Origin of the sequence: Nesterenkonia sp. E16_10 (genome assembly GCF_017347085.1) — a bacterium.
Lineage (GTDB): Bacteria > Actinomycetota > Actinomycetes > Actinomycetales > Micrococcaceae > Nesterenkonia.
Genome location: NZ_JADPSA010000022.1, coordinates 225667 through 250656 on the forward strand (window position 1 = coordinate 225667; position 24990 = coordinate 250656).

The window sequence follows — 24990 nt, forward strand, 5'->3', positions numbered from 1 at the left end:
TCTGCCTAGCCTCATCTGAACTGAGCCTCATCTGCATCTCACCGCGTGGCCGGTCGCACCAGGACACTGGGGCGGCCGGCCACGGCTGTGAGATCCTCGACACGACGTCACCGACCATCCCGCCAGCTCCTCCCGCCGGTCTCCACAGCCGCCCTGACCGGGCGGAGTGCCCGGGCGGGTGTCACGAAAGGACACTGCATGCCCACTCTGGTCGCAGGTATCGACTCCTCCACCCAGTCCTGCAAGGTCGTCATCCGTGACGCGCACACCGGTGAGCTGGTGCGCACCGGCTCCGCGAAGCACCCTGAGGGGACCGAGGTCGCCCCGGCCGCCTGGTGGGACGCCCTGCTGGACGCCATCGCGGCCGCCGGCGGGCTCGCCGACGTCGCGGCCGCCTCGGTGGGCGGGCAGCAGCACGGCATGGTTGCCCTGGACTCCGCGGGCGAGGTCATCCGTGACGCGCTGCTCTGGAACGACACCCGCTCCGCCGACGCCGCCGCCGAGCTGATCGCCGAATACGGCGGCGGGGCCGAGGGCGCGGCGGCCTGGACCTCGATGACCGGGTCGGTGCCGGTGGCCTCCCTGACCGTGACCAAGCTGCGCTGGCTCGCTGATGCCGAACCGGAGAACGCCGGCCGCGTGGCCGCCGTCGCACTCCCCCACGACTGGCTGACCTGGAAGCTCTCAGGCTCCACCGAGCTCAGCGATCTGGCCACCGACCGTTCCGACGCCTCCGGCACCGGCTACTTCGACGCCGCCACCGGCAGCTACCGCTACGATCTTCTGGCCCGCGCGCTGCGGATCAGCGAGGATGCCGCTCGGGCGATCATCCTGCCCCGGGTCGCCGGCCCGCAGGAGCAGGTGGGCACCGGTGACGCGGCCCGCGACTGGGCGCACCTGCTCCTGGGCCCCGGCGCCGGAGACAACGCCGCCGCTGCCCTGGGGCTGGGCATGCGCACCGGCGACGTGGCGATCTCCATCGGAACCTCCGGGGTGGTCTCCGCGGTCTCGCCGAAGCCGATCCAGGACCCTTCGGGCATGGTCACCGGATTCGCCGACGCCACCGGCGAGTTCCTCCCGCTTGCGGTGACCCTCAACGGATCCCGGGTCCTCGACGGCGCCGCGAAGATGCTCGGGGTGGACCATGCCGGTCTGGCAGACCTCGCGCTGGCCGCTGCGCCCGGTGCGAACGGGCTGACGCTGGTGCCCTATCTCGAGGGCGAGCGCACCCCGAACCTTCCCCACGCCACCGGCTCTTTCATCGGCCTGACCCTGGCCTCGATGAACCCGCAGGACGTGGCCCGTGCGGCCGTGGAGGGTCTGCTCTGCGGCCTCGCCGACGGCCTGGAGGCGATGACCTCCCAGGGCGTCCCGGTGGAATCCATCACGCTGATCGGCGGCGCCGCCCGCTCCGCCGCCGTGCAGCAGATCGCCCCGTCGATCTTGGGCCGCGAGGTCAGCGTCCCGGCACCGGGCGAGTACGTGGCCGACGGCGCCGCACGTCAGGCCGCCTGGGTGCTCTCCGGCGCGGCCCAGCCGCCGGCCTGGTCCACCGTGGAGACCCAGACCATCACCGGCACCCCGACCCCGGAGGTCCGCCAGGCCTACGCGGCCCGTCGCGCCCTGATCGCCGAGAAGCACTGAGGCGCTGCCCGGGTGTGATCAGGCCCGGGCGTGATCGGGCCAGGGCGTGATCACACTCTGGCCTGAATCACGGAGCCATGGCACACTGTCTGTGATCCACCCCGCCCAGGGTGGTGTTCTCGCAGGTCGGAGCCGCATCGCAGCACGGCACTGCCCGGCGCAGGCTGCTCAGCCGACGCGCTGAGCCAGGAAGGAGCTGCATGGCAGCCCAGCAGCGCCAGGTGACCCTGACCGACGTGGCGCGAGCCGCCGGAGTCTCCACGGCCACCGCCTCGCGGGCGATCAACGGCAGCTCTCGACGCGTGAGCGAGGACATCGCCGCGCGGGTCAAGCGCACCGCCGAGGAGCTGGGCTATCTGCCGAACCTCTCCGCCCAGACGGTCGCCAAGGGCGCCTCCCCCACCGTGGCGGTGCTGCTCAGCGATATCGCCGACCCCTACTTCAGCGCCATCGCCTCGGGCATCATGGCCAGGGCCAGCGAGGCGGCGCTGATGGTGACCATGGCTGCCTCGGAGCGCAGCGGCGCTCGGGAGCTGCAGATGCTGCGCACCTTCCGCAGCCAGCACCCCCGGGCCATCATCGTCGCGGGCTCCCGGGACGAGGAGAACGCCCATTCACAGGAGGTCACCGCCGCGCTGCGCGCCTACGCCGAGACCGGCGGGCGCGTCGTCGTGATCTCCCAGGGACCCTCACCCTTCGATCTGGTGGACATCCAGAACCACGACGGCGCCCGGAAGCTCGCGCACGCGCTGCTCGATCGCGGCGGTGCGAACTTCGGGGTGGTCTCCGGCCGGGTCACCCTGCACACCAACGCCGACCGGATCAACGGCTTCCGCACGGGCCTGGCCGAGCGCGGCCACACCCTGGCCGATGATGCGATCGTGGAGGCGGAGTTCACCCGCGACGGCGGCTATGTGGGCATGCAGGAGCTCCTGGCGCGGCGCGAAGACCTCGGCGCTCCGCTGGACACCGTCTTCGTCACCTCAGACATGATGGCCTTCGGCGCCGCCACCGCCATCCGGGACCATGGGCTCAGCGTGGGAACCGACATCTCGCTGGCCGGCTTCGACAACGTCGGGCTGACCCAGGACGTGACCCCGGCGATGACCTCGGTGGAGATCCCGCTGCATGAGGTGGGGCGCAGCGCGGTGCGGATGGCGCTGGGATCCGGCACGGAACCGGTGCACCTGGCGGTCCAGACCCACGTGGTGCTGCGCGCAAGCACCCCGCAGCGCTGAGCAGGCTCCACGGAGACCCTGCCCCGCCCTGCTCCGCCGCACCCCGCTCAGTCGTATCCCGCACGGCCCTGCCCTGCTCCGCGCGCCTTCACCGGTCCTGGACCCGCCGCCGATGGCGATTTCAGTGACCCGATGTGACCTGAGCCACGCATTTTCTTGACTTAAGGTGTGTGATGCAACTAAGTTCTAGGAAAACGCTTACCTTGTGACCTGGATCACGGTTGATCGCCTCGCCGCAGGGTAGCTGAGTCACTCTGAGGGGAGCTGCATGAGCGCCATCGGTGTCACCGAGGGGAGCAGTCAGCCGGCGCTGCGCGAAGCCGGCGTCGTGCCGGAGTTCAAGGACCCGCATTCCACGCCGAAGAAGAAGCGCCGCGCGGACCGGAAGGGCTATGCCGGGACCAACAACACCAACACCTGGAAGCATGCGTTCAAGACCGACTGGCGGCTCTATACGCTGCTGATCCTGCCGCTGCTGTTCCTGCTGATCTTCCGCTACCTGCCCATGGCCGGCAACGTCATCGCGTTCCGCCGCTTCCGTCCCGGATCCTCGATCTTCGGTGACGAGTGGGTCGGGATGCACTACATCGAGATGTTCATCCAGGACCCCACCTTCTGGCGGGTGTTCTGGAACACGATCATCCTGGGCGTGCTGACCCTGGCGATCTGCTTCCCGCTGCCGATCGTGCTCGCACTGATGTTCAACGAGCTGCGCAGCAACAAGTTCAAACGGATCGCCCAGTCCATCTCCTACCTGCCGCACTTCATGTCCATCGTGATCGTCGCCGGCATGGTCCTGCAGCTGACCAGCGTGAACGGCACGATCAACCAGCTGATCAGCTCCCTGGGCGGGGAGTCCATGCCGTTCATGCAGCTGCCTGAGTGGTTCCGCACGATCTACGTCACCTCCGAGGTCTGGCAGACCGTGGGCTGGGGAACCATCCTCTACCTGGCGGCGCTGACCACGATCGACCCCCAGCTCTACGAGGCGGCCCGGATCGACGGCGCGAACCGCTGGAAGCAGATGTGGCATGTGACCATCCCGGGCATCACCCCGACGATGATCGTGCTGCTGATCCTCAACGTCGGCACCTTCATGGCCGTGGGCTTCGAGAAGGTGCTGCTGCTCTACAACCCGCTGATCTACGAGACAGCCGACATCATCGCCACCTACGTCTACCGGGTGGGCATCACCTCGTCGAACTTCTCCTACGCCGCCGCCATCGGTCTCTTCGAGGCGCTCATCGGCCTGGTCCTGATCCTGTCCGCCAACGGCATCGCCCGCAAGCTCGGAGGTAACTCGCTGTGGTGACAATCCCCGCCGAACCCGGCACCAAGATCGAGAAGGATCCACGCATCGGGTCCCGACCGACCCAGACCATCAAGATCAAGGACTCGAGGTCCTATACCGCGTTCCGAGCCTTCAACGGCATCGCCATCATCGTGATCTGTGCGGTGACGCTGTATCCCTTCCTGAACATCGTCGCCCAGTCCTTCTCCTCGGAGGGCTACATCAACGCCGGACAGGTCAATCTGATCCCACGCGGCTTCAACGTCACCACCTTCGAGGTGGTGATGAGCGATTCGATGTTCTGGCGCAACTACGCCAACACCGTGGTCTACACGGTGGTGGCCACCGCGATCGCCATGGTGCTGACCACCTGTTTCGCCTATGCGCTGAGCAAGCGGCACCTGAAGGGCCGCAGCTTCTTCATCGGGCTCGCAGTGTTCACGATGTTCTTCAACGGCGGCCTGATCCCGAACTACGTGCTGATCAACGCGATGGGGTTCACGAACACGATCTGGGCGATCGTGCTGCCCAACGCGATCAGCGTGTTCAACCTGCTGGTGATGAAGGCGTTCTTCGAGAACTTCTCCCAAGAGCTCGAGGAGGCGGCCGAGATCGATGGTCTGACCACCTACGGCATCCTGTGGCGGATCGTGATCCCGCTCTCGAAGGCCGTCATGGCGACGATGATCCTGTTCTACGCGGTGAGCTTCTGGAACGCCTGGTTCCAGGCCTTCCTCTACCTGGACCGTCGTGAGCTCTACCCGGTGACGGTCTACCTGCGCAACCTGCTCGCCGGCGCCACCGGCACCGAACAGATGGGCGGGGCCGCCGGCGAAGGCACGCAGATCGCCTCCAACGTCCAGTCGGTCACGATGCTGCTGACCACGCTTCCGATCATCTGTCTCTACCCCTTCCTGCAGAAGTACTTCGTCCGCGGCATCATGCTCGGCTCCGTCAAGGCCTAATCCCTCCTCGAACCCGCCGCGCAGTCCAGGCGGCCCCAGACCTCGCACCGGATCAATGATCGATCCGGTCAGGCACGAAAGGAACACTCGCACATGAACACTCCAGTCACCCGCACACCTGAGGGACGACGTCGACGTATGCGGCACGCCTGGCCGGTCACCTCGATCTTCGCCGCCTCGGCGCTGCTGCTGGCCTCCTGCGGCGGCGGCGACGCCGAGGACGGTGCCGCCGAGCTCGATATGGAAGCCTCCGGAGCCGGGGCGATGGAAGACTTCGCCGCCGGCGACACCTTCGTCGCCACCGAGCCGGTGGAGTTCTCGCTGCTCTACCGCGACCACCCGAACTACCCGATCGAGAGTGGGTGGGATTTCTTCACCCAGCTGGAGGAGGAGCACGGGGTGACGCTGGAGACCAGCAACGCCCCGCTCTCGGACTGGGCGGAACGCCGCGCCCTGGTCATCGGCGCCGGCGACGCCCCGGACTTCATCCCGATCACCTACCCCGGGGACGAGACCCAGTTCATCGCCGGCGGCGCGCTGCTGCCGGTGAGCGACTACGTGGACCTGATGCCGAACTTCCTGGAGAAGGTCGAGGAATGGGGGCTCGAGGAGGATCTCGCCTCGCTGTACCAGGAGGACGGCAAGTTCTATGTGCTCCCCGGGCTCCATGAGGCGCCCCAGGCCCAGTACTCCTTCGCGGTGCGCGGAGACATCTGGGACGAGCTCGACCTCGGTGAGCCGGAGAGCTTCGAGGAGTTCGCTGATCAGCTGCGCGAGGTCCAGGCTGCCTACCCCGACATGATTCCATTCTCCGACCGCTGGTCGGAGAACGGCCCGCTGGAAGCGACCCTGACCACAGCGGCTCCGAACTTCGGCACCAGCGCCGGCTGGGGCTACGGCGATGGCATGCACTACGACGCCGAGGCCGATGAGTTCGTCTACGCCGGAGCCATGGACGAATACCGTGACCTGATCGGGTACTTCGCGGAACTGGTCGACGAGGGACTGATGGACTCCGAGTCACTGACCCAGGACGACGACCAGGCGGTCCAGAAGTTCGCCTCGGGCCAGTCCGCAGTCATCGGCGCCAATGATCAGACCGTGCTGGAGTACCGCACCTCGGTCGAGGAGGTCGGCGACGAGGACATGGAGGTGCGACAGATCAGGGTGCCCGCCGGGCCGGCCGGAGACAAGGTGGCGGGGAGCCGCTTCGAATCAGGCATCGCACTCTCCGCCTCCACCGCAGAGGAAGACGACTTCGTCGCGCTGATGCAGTTCCTCGACTGGCTCTACTACTCCGATGAGGGCATGGAGTTCGCCAAGTGGGGCGTGGAGGATGAGACCTATACCGTCGATGACGACGGCACACGCACGCTGGCCGAGAACGTGAACATGCATGGGTTGAACCCCGAGGCCGAGGAAGAGCTCAACGTCGACTACGGCTACCACAACGGCGTCTTCCTGCTCGCCCACGGCTCCTCCACAGAGCTGGTGCAGTCCATGCTGCGCGACGAGGTCATCGAGTTCCGTGAGTCCATGGACGACAAGGAGCTCGTGCCGCCCGCACCTGCCCGTCCACTGGACGAGCTCGAGCGCGAGCGCGCCTCGATCAGCCAGACCCAGCTGACCGACCAGGTTCGCACCGCCACCGCCCAGTTCATCCTGGGACAGCGCGACATCGAGGACTGGGACGCCTTCGTCGCGGAGCTGGAGTCCTCCGGCATGGCCGAGTTCGTGGACCTGCACAATGAGGCCTACCAGCGAGCCCAGGAGAACATCGACAGTGACATCCTCGAGGACTGAGCCTGTGGTGCTGCAGGACCGCGTCTGACGACCCACCGCTGCGCCCCGGCCCCCCCCACGGGCCGGGGCGCACTATCTTGGAGCTCTATGGACATCGATCGCAACGGCCCGCTCAGCCGGGTCACGAACTTCGTGTACCGGCTGCTGATCATCGAGCTCGGATTCGTCCTGGCCACCGCCCCGGCGCTGATCGGGATCTTCCTGCTCGAGCCCGACGCCAGCAACATCCCGCTCTACGCGGTGTGCGCGCTGCTCTTCGGGCCGGCCATCACCGCAGGGGTCTACGCCTGGCGCACCGATCACGACGTGGTGCCCTGGCTGCGGTTCTGGAAGGGCTGGGTCGACGGCCTGGGCCAGTCGCTGATGATCTGGGTGCCGGCGGTGGCGCTGCTCGGCCTGGCCGCCTTCAACGCCGCCTATGCCCAGGTGGGGATCGGCTTCATCGTCGCTGGGATCGTCCTCGGCGTCGCCGGGGTGATCGCCGCGGTCACCGCCCTGGTGGTGATCGCGAACTTCTCCTTCCGCAGCCGGGACCTGTTCAAGGTCGCGCTCTACGGTGCCGCCTCCGCCCCGCTGGCGGCACTGGGGATCATCTCGATGATCGTGCTCACGGGTGGACTGATCGTGGTGGTCTCCGACTGGCTGCCGGTGTTCCTGGCCTCGTTCCTGCTGCTGCTGCTCGCCCGCACGGTGACCCCGATGCTGCACCAGATCCAGTCGGACCTGGTGGTCACGCCGAGCTGAACAAGCAGGCCGGGCGGGCCGGCACGCTGAACAGGCCGAGCAGGCCGAGCAGGCCGGCTGCGCCGCTGGGCGGCGGCGCAGCCGGGGCTCAGCTCACGCGGGCCGGGGTGGTCAGCACGCGCTGGCCGCTGATCTCTCGGACCTCGCCGACCAGGGTCACCTCGGCCTGCAGCGGCAGCTCCCCCACGGAGGGACCGGCGTAGAGGTCGATCGCGCCGGGCTCCACGATTCGGCGGTAGTGCACCCCGGTGAAGGAGAACCGGTCCGCGTGGACCTCGAAGGTCACGGTGCGGCTCTGCCCCGGAGCCAGCTCCACCTTGGAGTAGCCGAGCAGCTGGCGCACCGGACGGGCCACCGAGGCCACCCGGTCACCGAAGTAGAGCTGGGCGACCTCCTCGGTGGGTCGCGCACCGGTGTTTCTCAGCGTCACCGAGACCTCCACGGTGCCGTCCACCGGGACCTGAGCCTGGGAGACGCTGAGGTCCGAGTACTCCACGGTGGTGTAGCTCAGGCCGTGGCCGAAGGGGTAGAGCGGGGTGGGGTCGAGGTTGGACACGCCCTGGCTGTTGAGCCCGAGCGGCGCCGCGATATAGCCCGAGGGCTGTCCGCCCGGGTGCACGGGCACGCCGATGGGCAGCCGGCCGGTGGGCTCGATGGCGCCGCTGAGCAGGTCCACGATGGCGGGGCCGCCTTCCTCTCCGGGGAAGAAGCCCTGCACGATCGCGGCGCAGCGCTGTGCCAGGCCGCCCAGCGCATAGGGCCGGCCGGAGATGACCACGAGCACCACCGGGGTCCCGGTGGCCAGGACGGCCTCGACCAGCTCGTGCTGGGCGCCGGGGAGCTTGAGGTCCTCGACGTCGCAGCCTTCCCCGGAGGTGCCGGCGCCGAACATGCCGGCCAGGTCACCGACGGTCACCACGGCCAGGTCTGCCGCGGCGGCGGCTTCGGCGGCCGCGGCGATCTCGGAGTCGTCATAGCTCACGATGGGTGCACCGTAGCTATAGGTGACCTCGGCCTCGGAGTAGGTCTCGCGCAGGGATTCCAGCACCGAGGGCATCGGCACGCCGATCCCCTTGTGCGGGAAGGTCCCTGCGGGGTATTTGGCCAGCACGTGGTTGGGGAAGGAGTAGCAGCCCATCATGGTGCGCGGCTCATCGGCGGAGGGTCCGACCACGGCGATCCGCTTGCCCGCCAGCGACTCGGCAGGGGCCGGCAGGACGCCGTCGTTCTTCAGCAGCACCAGGGACTTCGCGGCCACCTTGCGGGCCAGGGCCCGGTTGCTCGCGGAGTCCAGGTCCACCGATTCGTCGATGCGGGGCTCCCAGTCGGCGTCGCCCTCGCGGCGGTCGAGCAGCCCGAGCTCGGCCTTCTGCCGCAGCACCCGACGCACCGAGGCGTCCAGCACGGATTCCTCCAGCAGCCCGTCGCGGACCTGCTGGGCCAGCGTGCGGTAGCCGCCGGTGTGCGGCAGCTCGACGTCGAGCCCGGCAGAGATCGCGAGCCGGGCGGCCTCGGCCTGGTCGGCCGCCACGTGGTGCATCTTCTCCAGGAACGCCACCGACCAGTAGTCCGCGACCACGGTGCCCTCGAAGCCCCACTGCTCGCGCAGCACCTCGGTGAGCAGCCAGTGTGAGGCGGCGGGGGCTTCGCCGTCGATGTCGGCGTAGGAGTTCATCACCGAGCCGACCTTGCCCTCGCGCACGGCGAGCTCGAAGGGGTAGAAGATCATGTCGATGAGTTCACGCCTGCCCATGTGCACCGGGGCGTGGTTCCGGGCGGCGCGGGAGGCGGCGTAGCCGGCGAAATGCTTCAGCGTGGCGATGATTCCGCTTCCCTGCAGGCCCTTGACGTAGGCGGTGGCCAGCGTGCCGATCACATACGGGTCCTCGCCGATGGTCTCCTCCACCCGGCCCCAGCGGGCATCGCGGACCACGTCGAGCACCGGAGAGAGTCCCTGCTGGACTCCGGTGGCGGCCATGTCGGCGCCGATCGCAGCGGCCATCTCCTCGATCAGCTCCGGATCGAAGGTCGCACCCCAGGCCAGCGAGGTCGGATAGACCGTGGCCTGGTAAGCGGTGTAGCCGGTGAGGCACTCCTCATGAGCGATCGCGGGGATGCCGAAGCGGTTGGCGGCGACCACGGCGGCCTGTCGCTGGCGCAGATCTGCGGCCCCTTCGGGCACCGAGAGCGCCACGGTGCCATAGGTGCGGGTCAGGTGCCCTTCGCCGTCGAGGATCTCGGACTCGAAGGGCAGCTTGCCCGAGGACATCGCGTCCTCCATCGGGGCCACCTCGCCCTGGGTGTCGGGGTCCTCGCGCATCTCCCAGTGCGAGCCGAGCTGGGAGACCTTCTCCTCCAGCGTCATCTCGGCCAGCAGCGCCTCCGCACGCGCCGAGGCGGAGAGCGAGGTGTCGTTCCAGGGGCCGGTGGTCCGTTCTGGGTTCTGGTTGCTCACAGGGGAACTCCTAGGGTGTGCGCCGCAGCGCAGCTGTCGCGGTCGGTTCGGGAACAGCGAAGCTGCCGGTCATGGAGGACCGGCAGCTTCGCTGAGGGGATCAAGGGGTGGCGCCGAGGGTCACTTGCCGAAGCCTGCGGTCAGTCCGGCCACGATGTGGCGGCGGGCGAGCATGTAGACCACGAGCAGCGGCAGCGCGGAGAGCACGACGGCGGCCAGGGTGGCCGGCACGTCGATGCCGAACTGGCCGCTGTACTCCCAGAGCGAGAGCGGCAGCACCCGGACGTCGCTGCTCTGGGTGAGCACCAGCGGGAACAGGAAGCCGTTCCAGACCTGCAGCGCCTGGTAGATGCCCACGGTCATCAGGGCCGGCTTGGCCATCGGCAGCACCAGCGAGGTGAGGATCTTCCACTCCCCGGCGCCGTCGACCTTCATCGACTCGAAGAGCTCCATCGGGATGTCGCGGACGAAGTTCACGATGATCAGCACGCTCAACGGGATCGCGAAGGCGATCTGCGGCAGGATCAGCGCCCAGAGGGTGTCATAGAGACCCAGCTGCTGGATCAGGTAGTACACCGGGATGATCGTGGCCTGCACCGGGATCGCGATGCCCAGCAGGATCACCTGGAACAGCCGTCGACCACCCAGGGTGGTGGACCGGGCGATGTAGTAGGCGGCCATCACCGAGACGGCGAGCACGACGGCGACCGTCGAGAGCGTCACGATCAGCGAGTTCGTGAAGTAGTGGAAGAAGTCGTTCTGGATCACCTTGATGAACGGTGCCAGCGTCGGATTCGTGGTGGGCAGCAGCTGGTTCGAGGAGCGCAGGTCCTCGCTGGTCCGGAACGAGGTGATGACGATGTAGTAGATCGGCAGAATGATGATGGCCAGCCAGAGCCAGCCGCCGAGGCCGCCGAGGATGTTCGGCTTCTCTCCCGGGGCGCCCGTGCGGCGGACCTTGTTCTGCTTCACCTCGCGGTGCTCGAAGCCGGGCACCTCAGGGTCGAGGGCCTTGCCAGCATCGGGGGTCGCGGATTGGGTGCTTGCGGTGTGAGTCATCATGCGCCTGCCTTGTCGCTCTCCATCTTGGATGAACCGGAGATGATGTTCAGGGCCAAGGAGAGGGTCAGTCCGATGGCTACCAGGATCACCGCGATGACCGAGGCGTAGCCGAGGTTGTATGAGCTGAAGCCGGTCACGTACATGTCCAGCGGCAGGATCCGCACCGCGTCGGCGGGCTGGCCGCCGGTGAGCACGAAGATCAGGTCGAAGTAGGTCAGCGAGCCCACGAGCATCAGCGTCGAGGAGGTGATGATCGTGTAGCGCAGCTGCGGGATCGTGATCGAGAAGAACTGGCGGACCCGGCCGGCGCCGTCGATGGTGGCGGCCTCATACATGGACTGCGGGATCTGGCGCACACCTGCCTGGTAGAGCAGCCCGTGGAAGGGCACGAAGCACCAGCCGACCACGAAGATCATCACCCACATGACCAGGTCGGAGTTCGACAGCCAGTCATTGGGCAGCCATTCGAAGGGCAGCGCCGCGGAGAGTCCGTAGTTCGGGGAGAACAGCGACTGGAACGTCAGGCCCACGGCCACCGAGGAGAACAGCAGCGGGAGGAAGTAGAGGACCGCGAGCAGGGCGCGGTAGCGCTGCTGTCCGGCCATGAAGACGCCGAGCAGCAGGGCCACAGGGGCCTGGAAGAGGTAGGAGCCGATGACGAAGGTGATCGTCAGGCCCAGTGCGGTCCAGGTGAAGGGCCGGTCGAAGAGCACCGCCTGCCAGTTGCTCAGACCCACCCAGGTGGGAGAGCCCAGAACGTTCCACTCCATGAAGGAGATCACGACCACCCCGATGAGCGGTATCAGTGCGAATATTCCGAAGAACAGGACGGCAGGCAGAGCCATGAGGAATGAAGGTCCCTTATGGCCCAATCCGGTCGTCCTGCTTCGAGCAGCGGTTTCAGTCATGGGCTCGATTCAGATCCTGGTTGTCGGTGCAAGGCAATCGGTCCGGGGCGACTGCATCAGCCGCCCCGAACCGATTTCAGGGGTGTATCAGAGGGAGTTCATCGCTTCGACGAACTGCTCGGGGGTCATGTCCCCGCGGAGGATCTGCGACAGGTTGTCCGTCAGCGGCTGGGCCACCTCAGGGGCGACTGCCTGATCCCAGGAGAGCTGGAAGTGGTTGGCTTCGCCCACCAGGTCGCTGGAGAACTGCAGGAAGTCGGAGTCCTCGGTCTCGGCGATCTGGTCCTCGATGTCAGACAGCGGCGGCAGCGAGCCGGCCTCCAGCATCGACGTCACGGTCTCCTCGTTATAGAGGTTCTCGCTGATGTAGTCGAAGGCGATCTGCTGCTCCTCCTCCGAGGCGTCAGCAGAGACCGACCAGAAGTTGGCGGGGTTGCCCACGATGTTCGAGGGATCACCGGCACCGTCCTCGAGGGTCGGGAAGGAGGTGAAGCCGAAGTCACCGGACTCGGCGAACTCCGGGAAGTCCTGGTTGATCGTGGAGTAGACCCAGGAGCCCTGCAGCAGCATGGCGGCCTGGCCGTCTGCCAGCAGCTGGGCATCCTCGTTCTGGTCCGCGGTCACCGAGTTGTAGGTGTCGATGTAGCCGCCGTTCTCACCCAGGTCCTGCATGGTCTCCAGCGCGAAGAGGATGGACTCGTTGTCCCACGCGCCCTCTTCCCCTTCGACCACGGCTGCGAAGACCTCTTCGCCGCCGTGGCGATCGGTGAGGTACTGCAGCCACATCAGTGCGGGCCAGACGGAGCCGCCGGCCAGTGAGAAGGGCGCGACATCGTTCTCGTTGAACGTCTCGATCGCTGCTTCGACGTCTTCCCAGGTCTCGGGGATCTCGACGCCGGCCTCATCGAAGACCGACTGGTTGTAGTACATGACCACTGGCTGCACGTCGTTCAGCGGCACCGCGTAGGTGCTGTCCTCGACCTGGCCGTTCTGCCAGACCGAGTCGAAGACCCGGGACTCCAGCTCGCCGGTGTGTTCGCTGAGGTCGACGATGCGCTCTTCCTCGGCGTATTCCAGCAGCGCGCCGCCGGTCCAGGACATGATCAGCGTGGGCGCCTCGCCGGAGCCGACGGCGGTGCGGATCTGACCCTTATAGGAGTCGTTCTCGATGGCTTCGGTGTCGATCTGGGCGTCTTCGTTGGCTTCGTTCCAGCGGTCGAAGTCCTCCTGGATGGCGGGCCAGCCGCCTCCGGTGAGGATCCATGCGTCAGCATTGGCGTCGCCGCCGTTGTCGCCGCCGCCGCAGGCCGAGAGGGCCATCAGGGAGGTGACTCCGAGGCCTGCTGCTGCAATTCGAGTTGTTCTACGCATCGTCGCGTCCTTTCTCATCAAGGCGAGCCCCAGCTCTGTACCGGTACCTGGCCGAGGCACCCCAGGTGTCCGGATCGGCCGGGTGGGGGATGCTCAGCAGTACAGCGCCGAAGTCCGAACCAGATCCTGCCCGGGACCAGAAAAAGGAACCTGGCGCAGACTGTGATCTGTATTTCGTCTTGCCGTAAGACTAAATAGCCGCCGGGTGTGTGTCAAGACACAGCACATGACCACCGTCACAGTCCTGCAACATGGCGATACACGGCCCAGAGGCCTGACCGAGCGCACTGGCTGCGCGCCTGGTCAGGCCCCTGGAGAGTGAATCGATCCACACCTCAGTCGGTGGGCTGCGTGGCGTTCATGTTCTCCGCGAACTCCTCGGGCGTGATGCTTCCCTCGAAGATCTGGCCGAGGTTCTCCAGCAGCGCGCGCTCCTGGCTCGGATCCACCGCCTGGTCCCAGGAGAGCTGGAAGTTCGGGGCCTCCTGGACCATGTCGTAGGCGAAGCTCAGGAACTCGGGGTCCTCGGTCTCGGCGATCTTGTCCTCGAGACCGGTCAGCGGCGGGATGTTGCCGGTCTCGAGCATCCCGTCGACATAGTCGTCGTTGAAGAGCCAGTCGGAGAGGTAGTCGACCCCGGCCTGCTGCTCCTCCTCGCTGGCGTTGGCCGAGACCGACCAGAAGTTCGCCGGATTGCCCACGATGCTGTTGGGATCCCCCTCGCCATCGGGGATCGACGGGAAGGTGGTCACCCCGAGATTGCCTGACTCCATGAACTCCGGGCTCTCCTCCAGCAGCCGCGAGTAGACCCACGACCCCTGGAGGACCATGGCCGAGAGGCCGTCGGCCACCAGGTGTGCATCCTCGTTGTTGTCCGCCACCACGGAGGCGAAGCCGGGATCGAAGGCTCCGGCGTCAACCAGCTCCTGGCAGCGCTCCATGGCTTCGATGATCGCCGGGTGGGACCAGGCGTCGGGCTCCCCTGCCACCACGGCCTCGAAGGCCTCAGGCCCGCCGATGCGGTCGGTCAGATAGGAGGCCCACATCAGCATGGGCCAGAGCGAGCCGCCTGCGAGGGAGAAGGGGTGCACGCCCTGTTCCTGGAAGACCTCGACCGCCTCGAGCAGCTCGTCCCAGTCGGCGGGCACCTCGATGCCGGCCTCGTCGAAGAGCTCCTGGTTGTAATACATCATCACCGGCTGCACGTTGTTCATCGGCACCGCATACGTGGTGCCGTCGACCTCGCCGTTGGCGACCACCGAATCGATGAGTCCTTCGCGCAGCTCCTCGGTGTCCTCTGTGATGTCCGCGACGTAATCGCCCTCGACGTATTCCAGCAGTCCGCCGCCGGTCCAGCCGACGATCAACGTGGGCGCTTCACCGGAACCCACCGCTGTGCGGATGCGCTCCTTATAGATGTCGTTGGCGAAGCTCTCCACGGTGAAGGCCTGTTCGGGGTTCTCCTCGTTCCAGGCCTCGAAGTCCTCTTCCACGACGGTCCAGACGCCACCGTTGAGCACCCAGGCGTCGGGCTCTGACTCAGAGTCGCCTCCGCCGCCGCAGGCGGAGAGCCCGAGCAGGGATCCTGCCGCCAGGACTGCGGTGCTCAGCTGTGCTTTTCTTCCCCACATAGAAATCATTCCCTGTCTCATCAAAGTGCGAGTGATCATTCGGTCGAGTGATGAAGCGCGCGTGCTTCGACGCGCGTCCTGCGATGTATGCGCCTCAGCGGGTCAGCCTCGGCAGCGCGTCCTCAGGCGGCGATGGCGTAGACCCCCCAGCTGAGGAAGAAGGCCATGAACCCGATGGCGGTGGCCATGACGGACCAGGTCTTCAGTGTGGTGATCGTGTCGAAGCCGCAGAAGCGACCCACCAGCCAGAAGCCGGAGTCGTTGAAGTGCGAGAAGGTGATCGAACCCGCCACGATGGCGACCACCAGGGATGCCAGGGCGAAGCCGTCGAGCCCCAGCTCCATGACGCCGGGGGCCATGATGCCGCCGGCGGTGGTGGCGGCCACGGTGGCCGAGCCCTGCGCCACGCGGATGACCACGGCGACCAGGAAACCGGCCAGGATGACCGGCAGTCCCATCGCGTCGAGTCCTTCGGCGATGGAGCCGCCGATTCCGGTGGCGGTGAGCACCGCGCCGAAGGCGCCGCCGGCGCCGGTGATCAGAATGATCGAGCAGACCGGGGCGAGGGCGTTGTCGATCAGATCAGAGAGTGCGTCGCCGAGCTTGCCCGTGCCCTTGCGCGGCCTGATGAAGAGCAGGTACATCGCGATCAGGGTGGAGATCAGCAGCGCGACCGGGGTGGGGCCGATCAGCTGGGAGAGCGCGTAGCCGAAGCTGTCCTCGCTGATCCGACCATCGGCGGCCAGCGTGTTGGAGAGCGCGTTGTAGAAGATCAGCGCCAGCGGCAGCAGCAGCACCAGGATCACGGTGCCGAAGGCCGGGCGTTCGTGCTCCTCGGTGACCCGGGATTCGCCGAAGAGGTTCGGCACCGGGAAGTTCGGGTACCCCTTCGCCATCACAAGCCCGAGCCGGTAGCCGGCCAGGTACCAGGTGGGGAGTCCGACCATCAGCGCGACGATCAGCACCAGTCCGATGTCCGCGCCCATGACCGTGGCGGCCGCCGTCGGACCGGGGTGCGGCGGGGTCAGTGCATGCATCATCAGGAAGGCACCGATGGAGGGCAGCACGTAGAGCATGAAGCTGCCCCCGAGCCGGCGCGCCACGGTGTAGATCACCGGCAGCATCACGATGAAGCCGGCGTCGAGGAAGATCGGGAACGCGTAGAACAGCGAGGCCACGGCCAGCGCCAGCGGCGCCCGCTTCTCCCCGAAGGTCTTCAGCATCTTGTCCGCCAGGACCTGGGCGCCGCCGGAGACCTCGACGAGGCGTCCGAGCACGGCGCCGAAGCCGATCAGCAGCGCCACATTGCCCACCGTGGTGGAGAAGCCGCCGACGACCACGGAGAGCACGTCCCCTACGGCGATGCCGGCCGCCAGCGCGGTGACCAGCGAGACGATGATCAGGGAGAAGAAGGCATGGAGCTTGACCTTCACGATCAGCACCAGGAGAAGGAGGATGGAGCCCAGCGCAAGGGTCAGCAGGGCCGCCGTGGGCAGCTCGAAGGCGAGCGTCAGTTCTTCGTTCACTTCTTGCCCTTAGGTGCGGGGCCGAGCTCGCGCACCAGCTCCCCCATGCGGGCGTAGGCCTTGTTGCGGTAGGCGATGAGCTCCGCCTTGGTCTCGTCGTCGAAGTCTCCGGTCCACCCCTTGCCGTTCTTCAGACCGTGGCGTCCGGCGTCGACGTTGTCCTTGAGCAGCTCCGGCGCGGCGAGACGCTCGCCGTAGGCCTCAGAGAGCGTGTTGAATCCGAGCCCGTAGACGTCCAGACCGGCCTGGTCCGCGATCGCGAAGGGGCCGAAGAAGCCCAGCCGGAAGCCGAAGGTCGTGCGCACCACGGTGTCCACGTCCTCGGCGGTGGCGATGCCCTCCTCCACCACGGAGGCGGCCTCCTTGAGCAGCGCGTACTGCAGTCGGTTGAGCACCATGCCGGGGGTGTCCGCCACCTCGGCGCCCTCGCGGCCGGCGCGGGCCAGCAGCTCCTTCACCGCGTCCACCACGTCGGGGGTGGTGGCCTCGCCGGAGACCAGCTCGACGCCGGGGATGAAGGGGGCGGGGTTGGAGAAGTGCACGGTGAGGAACCGTTCGGGATGCTTCACCGCGGAGACCAGCACGTGCACCGGGATGGTGGAGGTGTTGGTGCCGATGATCGCGTCCGGACGGGCGTGGGCGGAGATCTTGCCCAGCACCTCCCGCTTGACCTCAGGGGATTCGAACACGGCCTCTTCGATGAAGTCGGCCTCGGCCACTGCCTCCTCCAGGGTGCGCCCGGCGGTGAGGTTGGCCTTGATCCGGTCCGTGGAACCAGCGGCATAGAGTCCCTGGTCCTCGAACTCCTGGGCCTCGACGAGCAGCCGGGCCAGGCCCTTGCGGGCGGCCTCGACGTCGACGTCGACGATCTCGACCTGCAGGTCTGCCAGCGCGAGCGACTGTGCGATGCCGCCGCCCATGTAGCCGGCGCCGACGACGGTGACAGTGTTGATGGTTCTAGCCATGGGTCTGAAGTCTCTTTCGTGAGGGGGAGATTCGGGCACCACCGTGGTGCGGTGGTGGATCAGCTGGTGTGCGGGCGCGAGGCCGCGGAGCTCAGTGGCTCTCGGCGGCGGTGCTGCGCAGCGGACTGTCCTGGTACGAGGTCAGGACCTGCCGGATGTAGCCGCTGTTCTCGGCGCAGACCCCGATGGAGTCGGAGCCGTAGTGCTCACAGCAGAACGGGCCGGTGTAGCCGAGCTCAAGGGCTCGACGGATGATCTTGCGGTAGTTGATCAGCCCGTACTTCAGCGGCATCGGCGCGGAGGAGTAGCCGCCGGCCGCCGGGTCTTCGTCCCGGGTGTAGTTCTTGATATGCCAGAAGTTGGCGTGCGGCAGGACCTTCTCGAACATCTCTTCGTAGGCGGGCATCGGGCGGTGCAGCCGGATGAAGTTGCCGAGATCGGGGTTGAGCCCGACGGCGGGGTGGTTCACCTCCGCGTGGAAGGCGACCGCCTCGTCGGCGGTCCCGAGGAACGTGTCCTCATACATCTCCAGGCTCAGCTCGATGCCGTTGGCCTGCGCGTGGTCGCCCAGTTCACGGACCCGTTCCACGGCCAGGGGCCGCAGGGCGGGGTCGTCGTGGTGCCCCTCGGCGAGCCAGAACCACAGCGCCTGCTCCTGGGCGGGGGTCAGCTTCTGCATGAATCCGGTGTTGACGATGGTGGCGCCGAACTCGGGGGCGATGTCGATGAGCCGATGGGCATCGGCGAGGTTCGCCTCGCCGTGCTCGCGGTCGACCACCGAGTTTCGGGTCATCGAGATGGACGAGATCTTCAGTCCCTCGTCGGCGAGGACCTTCTTGAACTCCTGAAGGCGGGCCGGGGAGAGCTTCTGCAGGGGCAACCATGCATCGGTGGGGTCGATGTGATCGAACCCGAGTTCGCGCATCTGACGCAGGCAGTCGGACCAGTAGGTCGTCGATGCCTGCCAGACCGGAACACCCTCGGAGGTCTTGCCTCCGAAGGCGAGCATATTGCCGGCGATGGGCCATGAGGCTGCTGTGAACATTTGTTCCCTTCAAACGTGCGTGCGGGTTCATCCTGGGACAGTTGGCGATCTGTGTCAAGCGTCACACCTTGGTACAGGCGTGCATGAGGGGCTACTGGAGCCCGCTGACCTCGGGTTTCCCGGTGGCTGCGGCGATTCTGAGAATCTGGAGATAGCCCTGCAGGGTCCAGGCTGCGCGACCGACGAAGAGCCCCTGGACTCCAGGGATCAGGAGCATCTCGAGCGCGTTCTCGGGTGAGACGGATCCGCCGTAGAGCAGCGCCTGGACCTGGCCGGCGTACTCGCGGCTGAGCACCTCGAAGGGTTCGCGCAGCTCCGCGGGGGTGGCCGGGCGGCCCTGGGCGCCGATGGCCCAGATGGGCTCGTAGGCGATGAGCACCCGGCTCAGCTGGTCCGCGGGGAGACCGCGCAGCGCTCCACGTGCCTGGTCCAGGATGTACGCGGCGGTCTCGCCGCGCTCCTGGACCTGGGCAGGTTCACCGATGCACAGCAGCGGCACCAGGCCGTGGCGCAGCGTGCTCGCGACCTTCAGCCGGGTGGTCTCGATGGTCTCGCCGAAGTGCTCGCGGCGTTCGGAGTGGCCGATCTCGACCAGCTCGGCCCCGGCGTCGGCGACCTGAGGCACAGAGATCTCCCCGGTCCAGGCGCCGTCGTCCTCCCAGTGGGCGTTCTGCGCCCCGAGCCGCACGGCGCTGCCCCGCCCAGGCACATCAGCCCCGCTCGGCTTCGCCAGCTCCTCGGCCACCGCCGCGAGCGCGGTGTGCGGGGGGATGATGAAGGGCTGCACCCCGTGCAGCAGCTCGGGGTGCTCCTGGAGGGCCGAGCTCAGGCCGGCGGCAAAGGCGCGCGCCTCGCGCAGCGTCTTGTTCATCTTCCAGCTCGTGCCGATCCAGCGCGTCATCGACTCACCGACCCAGATGCTCGGCGAGCGCGGTCATCAGCAGCGCGAAGGAGGTGGCACCCGGGTCTGGGGTTCCCAGGGACTTCTCCCCCAGCACGCGGGAGCGCCCGAGCCGGGCCTTGAGCTCGGCGGTCGAGGCCGCGGCCTCGGTGGCCACTGCCGCGGCGGACTCCAGGGCGGCGGAGAAGCCTTCCCCGGCCTGGAATCGGTCCTGCAGCGCCCGCGCGAAGGGGGCGGCGGCGTCGATCATGGTCTTGTCCCCGGGCTGGGCGCCGCCGAGCCGCTGCACCGCCTCCACGGCATTGTGCAGCGCCGTCACCCCGTCGGCCTCTTCGGGGGCGGAGGTGTCCGAGAGCGCCCGGGATGCGGCGGTCAGCGCCGAGCCCCACAGGGCGCCGGAGGTGCCGCCGGCAGATTCGGCCCAGGCGGTGCCGGCATGGACCAGCAGCGTGCGGGCGCCGGCTCCACGCTCAAGGGCCCTGCGGCCTGCCTCCACGGCTCCTCGGGTGCCCAGCACCATGCCCTGACCGTGGTCGCCGTCGCCGGCGACGGCGTCGAGACGACCAAGCTCGTTCTCATGGGTGGCGCACACCTCGGCGAAGCGTTCCAGGAGCCCCTGGACCGAGGCGGCGGCGGCCTGGGCCTCGCTGGAGGCCTCCGGCACCCGCTCCTCGCCGGGGGTGTAGAACTCGGTGCGCGGCACCCGCTCGGCGTGGGCGTCGAGGCTGCGCAGATCGCCGCGGCGGTAGGCGGGGGTGTCCACGGCGGCGGTCCAGTGCTCTTCGAGCTCCTCGTCGAGGAAGACCATGGTCAGCGAGAGTCCTGCCATGTCCAGGCTGGTGACGAACTCGCCGACCTCGGGCGCGACGGCGGTGAGGCCGGCCTCGGAGAGTCGCTCGGCCACGCGGTGGTAGACCACGAAGAGCTCTTCGTACTTCACCCGGCCGAGTCCGTTGAGCAGCACGGCGACGCGGCCGGAACGGTCCGCCGGCGCCTCTTCCATGAGGCCTTCGAAGAGCAGGTCTGCGACCTCTTGGGCGGTTCCCATCGGGATGTCGCGGATGCCGGGCTCGCCGTGGATGCCCAGACCCACTCCCATGGAGGCTTCGGGCACGTGGAACAGCGGCTCTTCGGCTCCCGGGAGTGTGCAGCCGTCGAAGGCCACTCCGAAGGAGCGGGTCGCGTCATTGGCCTTCCAGGCGATGCGCTCCGCCTCGTCGAGTCCAGCCCCGGCCTCGATGGCGGCCCCGGCGATCTTGAACACCGGCAGGTCTCCGGCGATGCCTCGGCGGTCTCGGTGGTTCTCCCGGGTGTTGGAGGCGATGTCGTCACTGACCCGGATGATCCGCACGTCCACGCCCTCGGCGCGCAGCTTCTCCGCCGCGGCGCCGAAGTGCAGGACATCCCCGGCGTAATTGCCGAAGCCCATGATCACGCCGCCGCCGTTCTCGGCGTTGCGCGCCACGGAGTAGACCTGGGAGGCCGAGGGTGAGGAGAAGATGTTGCCGCAGGGGGCTCCGTGTCCCATGCCGGGCCCCACCCAGCCGGCGAAGGCCGGGTAGTGTCCGGAGCCGCCGCCGATGACCAGTGCCGGCTGACCGGCGGGGGTCTCGGTGGATCGGACCACACCGCCGTGGACCGCCGTCACGTACTGGGGGTTGGCCGCCGCGAAGCCGAGCACGGCCTCCTGGGCGAATGCGGATGCGTCGTTGAGCAAGTAGGTCATGACTGTCCTCGGGGTCCCGGATCTGCACTCCCGAGACCGGCAGTACAGATGTTCTCTGACATATGTGCTGAGGCCACACTAGAGCAGGAGGCGTGATCGGCACCACTTCTGCGGCAGAGTCGGCGGGCCATCCCAGATACGATGGCCCGATGGAGGCAACTGAGGTCACGAAGGAGGCAGCCGCGGGCACATCCGAGCTGGAGCGCCTGTACCGCGCCGCCCAGCTCTACTACGAGCAGGGCGCGACGCAGGCTGAGGTGGCCGAGCAGCTGAAGGTCTCACGCCCCTCGGTGAGCCGCATGCTGGCCGAGGCGCGCGCCCAGGGGATCGTGGAGATCCGGGTGCATCGACCCGCCTCGACCGGCATGGATGAGCTGGGTGAGCGGCTCGCGCTGAAGCTCGGCCTCGACGGCGTGCATCTGGCGCCGGGGGATCAGTCCCAGCGCGTGGGGCTGGGCCTGGGACCGGTGGCTCGCCAGGCCCTGGCCGAGACGAACCTGCGCGCCGGGGATGTGCTGTTGCTGGCCTCGGGAGAGACCACATACGCGCTGGCCCAGCAGAGGCTGGGGAACTTTTCCGGCGTCGTGGTGGCGCCGACCGTCGGGGGGCAGGCCGAGCCGGACCCCTGGCACCAGACCAATGAGGTGGTGCGCGCCTTCGCCGCCACCTCAGGCGGCTACCCGCACTACCTCTTCGCACCTTCGATGCCCTCGGAGGCGCTGCTCTCGGCCCTGCAGGACGACCCTGGGTACCGCCAGGTGGTCGCCGACTGGAACTCGGCGAAGGTGGCGCTGGTAGGAATTGGAGCCGCACCGCTCTCGCGAAACTCCATCGCCCAGTCGGTGCCGAGGAACCACCCGAACCTGGCGAGGTCGATCGGCGACGTCTGCCTGGCCTTCTACGACCCGCAGGGCAATGAGGTCACCTTCCCGGGCAGCGAGCGCATGGTCCGGGTCCCGGGTCCCACGCTGCGCGCGGTGCCGACCCGGATCGCTGCAGCGGTGGGCACGCATAAGGCTCCGAGCATCATCGCCGCAGCCAGCGCCGGATGGTTCAACATCTTGGTGACCGATGAATCAACGGCTCGCGCCGTGGATCGTCAGCTCTAGCTGCAGCTGCCGGTGTCCTCGTAGCGGGTGATCGCACCGACCTTCTCCGCCGAGGCGCTGGCGGGGTCGAAGTCATGCTTGAGCCACTCGTCCACGAGCTTGCGGGCGAGCTCCTTGCCGATCACACGTTCACCCATGCAGAGGATCTGTGCGTTGTTCGAGAGCACGCCGCGCTCGACCGAGTAGGCGTCGTGGGCGGTCACGGCGCGCACTCCCTTGACCTTGTTGGCGGAGATCGCCACGCCGAGTCCGGTGCCGCAGATCAGCACGGCGCGGTCGGCCTGGTCTGAGGCGACCCGCTCTGCCGCGGCCACGGCGATGTTCGGGTAGGCCGTCTTGTCGGAGGCGTCGCCGACGCCGACATCGACCACTTCAGAGACCCGTGGATGGGCCTCGAGGTCCGCCTTCAGCGCCTCCTTATAGGAGTGACCGGCCTCATCGCTGCCGATGACGATACGAAACTGACTCTTCATGGTGTCTCCTCCACTGGTGCCGGGGCTCTGACTCCATGCTACGTGGCGCCGAACAAACGTCAAATACATCTGTTCACCCTTCGGGCTCCGAACGCGGAAGAGCCCCCCGTCGGCACCGATGAGGTGTTGACGAGGGGCCCTTCGAGGCGGCTCCGGATCAGTCGATCAGGAGGCGGTGCCTGCCTTGTCCAGGTGCGAGCGGATGAACCACTGGAACAGCTCGAGCTCCCTGACCTGCCCGACGAGCAGGTCTTCGGTGATCGGGTCGAGCTCGCCGACCTTGTTGAGCACATCGCGGTGATCGCCGATGACGCCGTCGTAGACCTTCTCGAGCTCGGCCAGGTGAGTGGCTCCGTCGGCCTTGAACAGCGGGTAGTCCTCCCAGTGGCGCTTGGAGACCAGCTCGCCGCTGAGGCCTGAGGGAGAGCCACCGAGGGTCGCGATGCGCTCTGCGACCTCGTCGGCGAAGCCACGGACGACCTCGGTCTGCGGGTCGAGCATCTCGTGGATCGAGATGAAGTTCGGGCCCACGACGTTCCAGTGCACGTGCTTGAGCACGAGGTGAAGATCGTTCAGGGCGTACAGGCGGCTCTGCAGCAGGCCGGCGATCTCGTGGCCGTTCTCCTGCGCGAGACCTGGAGCGGTGTAGTCGGAGTACTTCTGAGTCATGTGACACTCCTTGTGCTGTTGAGGCAATTGGCGCTGTTCGGCGCCGACCCTCTTGATACTAATGATTCAGAAAAGCGCTGGCTAGGCAGATGAGCCTATCCTCAGTTGAGTTCGCTCACGCCACCGGCTCGATGACCTCCAGGCCGCCGAGGTAGCGGCGCAGCGCCTCGGGAACCCGGACCGTGCCGTCGGCCTGCTGGTGGTTCTCCAGGATGGCCACCAGCCAGCGCGTCGTCGCCAGGGTTCCATTCAGCGTGGCCAGCGGCCTGGTGGGCCCCTTGGATCCGTCTTCCTTGAGCGTGCGTTCGCGGATGTTGAGCCGTCGGGCCTGGAAGGTGGTGCAGTCGGAGGTCGACGTCAGCTCGCGGTAGGTCTGCTGTGAGGGCACCCATGCCTCGCAGTCGAATTTGCGCGCGGCCGAGAGGCCGAGGTCTCCGGCGGCGATGTCGACCACCCGGTAGGGCAGCTCCATCTTCTGCAGCATCTGCTCTTCCCAGGCGAGGAGCTTGGCGTGCTCCGCGGCGGACTCCTCGGCGGTGCAGAAGATGAACATCTCCAGCTTGTTGAACTGATGCACGCGCAGGATTCCGCGGGTGTCGCGTCCGTGGGAGCCGGCTTCGCGGCGGTAACAGGTGGACCAGCCGGCGATCCGTTCCGACCCCTTGTCGAGGTCGAGGATCTCATCGGAGTGATATCCGGCGATGGCCACCTCGGAGGTGCCCACCAGATAGAGGTCATCGCGCTCGAGCCGGTAGATCTCGTCGTCGTGCTCCACGTCGAACCCGGTGCCGGCCATGGTCTCCGGACGGACCAGGGTGGGGGTGATCATCGGGGTGAAGCCGGCCTCGACCGCCTGGTCCATGCCCATCTGCATCATGGCCAGCTCAAGGCGTGCGCCGATGCCCTTGAGGAAGTAGAACCGGGAGCCCGAGACCTTCGCACCGCGCTCCATGTCCAATGCGGCAAAGGACTCGGCGAGCTCCAGGTGATCCTTGGGCGTGAAGCCCTCTGCGGTGAAGTCGCGGGCGGCACCCTCCTCGCGGAGCACCACGAAGTCGTCCTCTCCACCGGCGGGGACCCCCTGATGAATCAGGTTCGGGAAGGCGCCCTGGAGTCTGCGCAGCTGCTCCTCGGCCTCCTGGGACTCCGCCTCGGCGGCCTTCACCTGGTTCGAGAGCTCCTTGACCTCGGCGAGGAGCTGCTGCTTCTGCTCCCCGGAGGCCTGCGCGACCCGCTTGCCGAAGGACTTCTGCTCCGCGCGCAGGGTCTCGAAGCGCGTGATCGCGGCGCTGCGCGACTGCTGCGCGGCGATCAGCGCATCCACGGCGGTGTCGTCCGCCTGACGCGCGCGCTGGCTGGCCCGGTACTTCTCGGGATTCTCGATGAGGTCCTTGATGTCGATCACGTCCCCCAGCTTATCGCCACCGGAGGCGGGTGGATGCTCGGGGCTGCGTCACCGCCCGC

20 protein-coding genes are annotated in these 24990 nt (G+C 67.5%); 7 read left to right on the forward strand and 13 right to left on the reverse strand.

What is annotated here, in order from left to right:
• Positions 1–198: 198 nt before the first annotated feature.
• The 6 genes from xylB (at position 199) to I2487_RS07355 (ending at position 7685) form a co-directional block, all read left to right on the forward strand.
• The gene (xylB, locus tag I2487_RS07330; RefSeq protein WP_207171273.1) at positions 199–1644 is read left to right on the forward strand and encodes a xylulokinase; all 1446 of its coding nucleotides are present in this window, start codon (positions 199–201) and stop codon (positions 1642–1644) included.
• A gap of 200 nt (positions 1645–1844) precedes the next feature.
• Positions 1845–2882: a LacI family DNA-binding transcriptional regulator gene (locus I2487_RS07335; RefSeq protein WP_207171272.1), complete on the forward strand. Its 1038-nt coding sequence runs from the start codon at positions 1845–1847 to the stop codon at positions 2880–2882.
• A gap of 268 nt (positions 2883–3150) precedes the next feature.
• Entirely contained in the window at positions 3151–4194 is a 1044-nt protein-coding gene (locus I2487_RS07340) for an ABC transporter permease (RefSeq protein ID WP_207171271.1), read from the forward strand.
• 44 nt (positions 4195–4238) lie between these two features.
• The gene (locus I2487_RS07345) at positions 4239–5138 is read left to right on the forward strand and encodes a carbohydrate ABC transporter permease (protein WP_518523709.1); all 900 of its coding nucleotides are present in this window, start codon (positions 4239–4241) and stop codon (positions 5136–5138) included.
• A gap of 93 nt (positions 5139–5231) precedes the next feature.
• On the forward strand, positions 5232–6941 hold the full coding sequence (locus I2487_RS07350; RefSeq protein WP_255546017.1) for an ABC transporter substrate-binding protein: 1710 nt from the start codon (positions 5232–5234) through the stop codon (positions 6939–6941).
• 87 nt (positions 6942–7028) lie between these two features.
• The gene (locus I2487_RS07355) at positions 7029–7685 is read left to right on the forward strand and encodes a hypothetical protein (protein WP_207171270.1); all 657 of its coding nucleotides are present in this window, start codon (positions 7029–7031) and stop codon (positions 7683–7685) included.
• Positions 7686–7773: 88 nt separating this feature from the next.
• Here I2487_RS07355 and I2487_RS07360 read toward each other — a convergent pair whose 3' ends face one another.
• The 10 genes from I2487_RS07360 to I2487_RS07405 all read right to left on the reverse strand — a co-directional run bounded on the left by I2487_RS07360 (position 7774) and on the right by I2487_RS07405 (position 21275).
• Positions 7774–10140: a glycoside hydrolase family 3 N-terminal domain-containing protein gene (locus I2487_RS07360; RefSeq protein ID WP_345941358.1), complete on the reverse strand. Its 2367-nt coding sequence runs from the start codon at positions 10138–10140 to the stop codon at positions 7774–7776.
• A gap of 120 nt (positions 10141–10260) precedes the next feature.
• Positions 10261–11202 (reverse strand): carbohydrate ABC transporter permease, encoded by a 942-nt coding sequence (locus I2487_RS07365; RefSeq protein WP_255546019.1) that lies wholly within the window; start codon positions 11200–11202, stop codon positions 10261–10263.
• Positions 11199–12047, reverse strand: coding sequence for a carbohydrate ABC transporter permease (locus tag I2487_RS07370; RefSeq protein ID WP_106122214.1), 849 nt, complete (start codon positions 12045–12047; stop codon positions 11199–11201). The genes I2487_RS07365 and I2487_RS07370 overlap by 4 nt, the downstream gene beginning before the upstream one ends.
• 150 nt (positions 12048–12197) lie before the next feature.
• Entirely contained in the window at positions 12198–13481 is a 1284-nt protein-coding gene (locus I2487_RS07375; RefSeq protein ID WP_207171268.1) for an extracellular solute-binding protein, read from the reverse strand.
• 335 nt (positions 13482–13816) lie between these two features.
• Positions 13817–15112 carry an extracellular solute-binding protein gene (locus tag I2487_RS07380; protein WP_207171267.1) on the reverse strand — a complete coding sequence of 432 codons (1296 nt, stop codon included), beginning with the start codon at positions 15110–15112 and terminating at the stop codon, positions 13817–13819.
• A 122-nt stretch (positions 15113–15234) separates the two neighbouring features.
• A complete protein-coding gene (locus I2487_RS07385) occupies positions 15235–16638 on the reverse strand; it encodes a GntT/GntP/DsdX family permease (protein ID WP_207171266.1) in 1404 nt (467 codons plus the stop codon).
• Positions 16635–17603: a 3-hydroxyacyl-CoA dehydrogenase family protein gene (locus tag I2487_RS07390; RefSeq protein WP_207171265.1), complete on the reverse strand. Its 969-nt coding sequence runs from the start codon at positions 17601–17603 to the stop codon at positions 16635–16637. Before I2487_RS07390 ends, I2487_RS07385 begins: the two co-directional genes overlap by 4 nt.
• Positions 17604–17694: 91 nt before the next feature.
• The gene (locus tag I2487_RS07395) at positions 17695–18648 is read right to left on the reverse strand and encodes a sugar phosphate isomerase/epimerase family protein (RefSeq protein ID WP_207171264.1); all 954 of its coding nucleotides are present in this window, start codon (positions 18646–18648) and stop codon (positions 17695–17697) included.
• A 91-nt stretch (positions 18649–18739) separates the two neighbouring features.
• On the reverse strand, positions 18740–19549 hold the full coding sequence (locus I2487_RS07400) for a triose-phosphate isomerase (RefSeq protein ID WP_207171263.1): 810 nt from the start codon (positions 19547–19549) through the stop codon (positions 18740–18742).
• 4 nt (positions 19550–19553) lie between these two features.
• Positions 19554–21275 carry a dihydroxyacetone kinase family protein gene (locus I2487_RS07405; RefSeq protein WP_207171262.1) on the reverse strand — a complete coding sequence of 574 codons (1722 nt, stop codon included), beginning with the start codon at positions 21273–21275 and terminating at the stop codon, positions 19554–19556.
• 149 nt (positions 21276–21424) lie between these two features.
• Between I2487_RS07405 and I2487_RS07410 the strand changes: the two genes are divergently transcribed.
• Positions 21425–22384 (forward strand): sugar-binding transcriptional regulator, encoded by a 960-nt coding sequence (locus tag I2487_RS07410; protein WP_207171261.1) that lies wholly within the window; start codon positions 21425–21427, stop codon positions 22382–22384.
• Here I2487_RS07410 and I2487_RS07415 read toward each other — a convergent pair.
• The 3 genes from I2487_RS07415 to serS all read right to left on the reverse strand — a co-directional run bounded on the left by I2487_RS07415 (position 22381) and on the right by serS (position 24931).
• A complete protein-coding gene (locus tag I2487_RS07415) occupies positions 22381–22857 on the reverse strand; it encodes a ribose-5-phosphate isomerase (protein ID WP_207171260.1) in 477 nt (158 codons plus the stop codon). The two genes, I2487_RS07410 and I2487_RS07415, sit on opposite strands and share 4 nt — an antisense overlap.
• Before the next feature lie 165 nt (positions 22858–23022).
• Positions 23023–23526 (reverse strand): Dps family protein, encoded by a 504-nt coding sequence (locus tag I2487_RS07420; RefSeq protein WP_207171259.1) that lies wholly within the window; start codon positions 23524–23526, stop codon positions 23023–23025.
• A 115-nt stretch (positions 23527–23641) separates the two neighbouring features.
• Positions 23642–24931, reverse strand: coding sequence for a serine--tRNA ligase (serS, locus tag I2487_RS07425; RefSeq protein WP_207171258.1), 1290 nt, complete (start codon positions 24929–24931; stop codon positions 23642–23644).
• Positions 24932–24990: the final 59 nt, after the last annotated feature.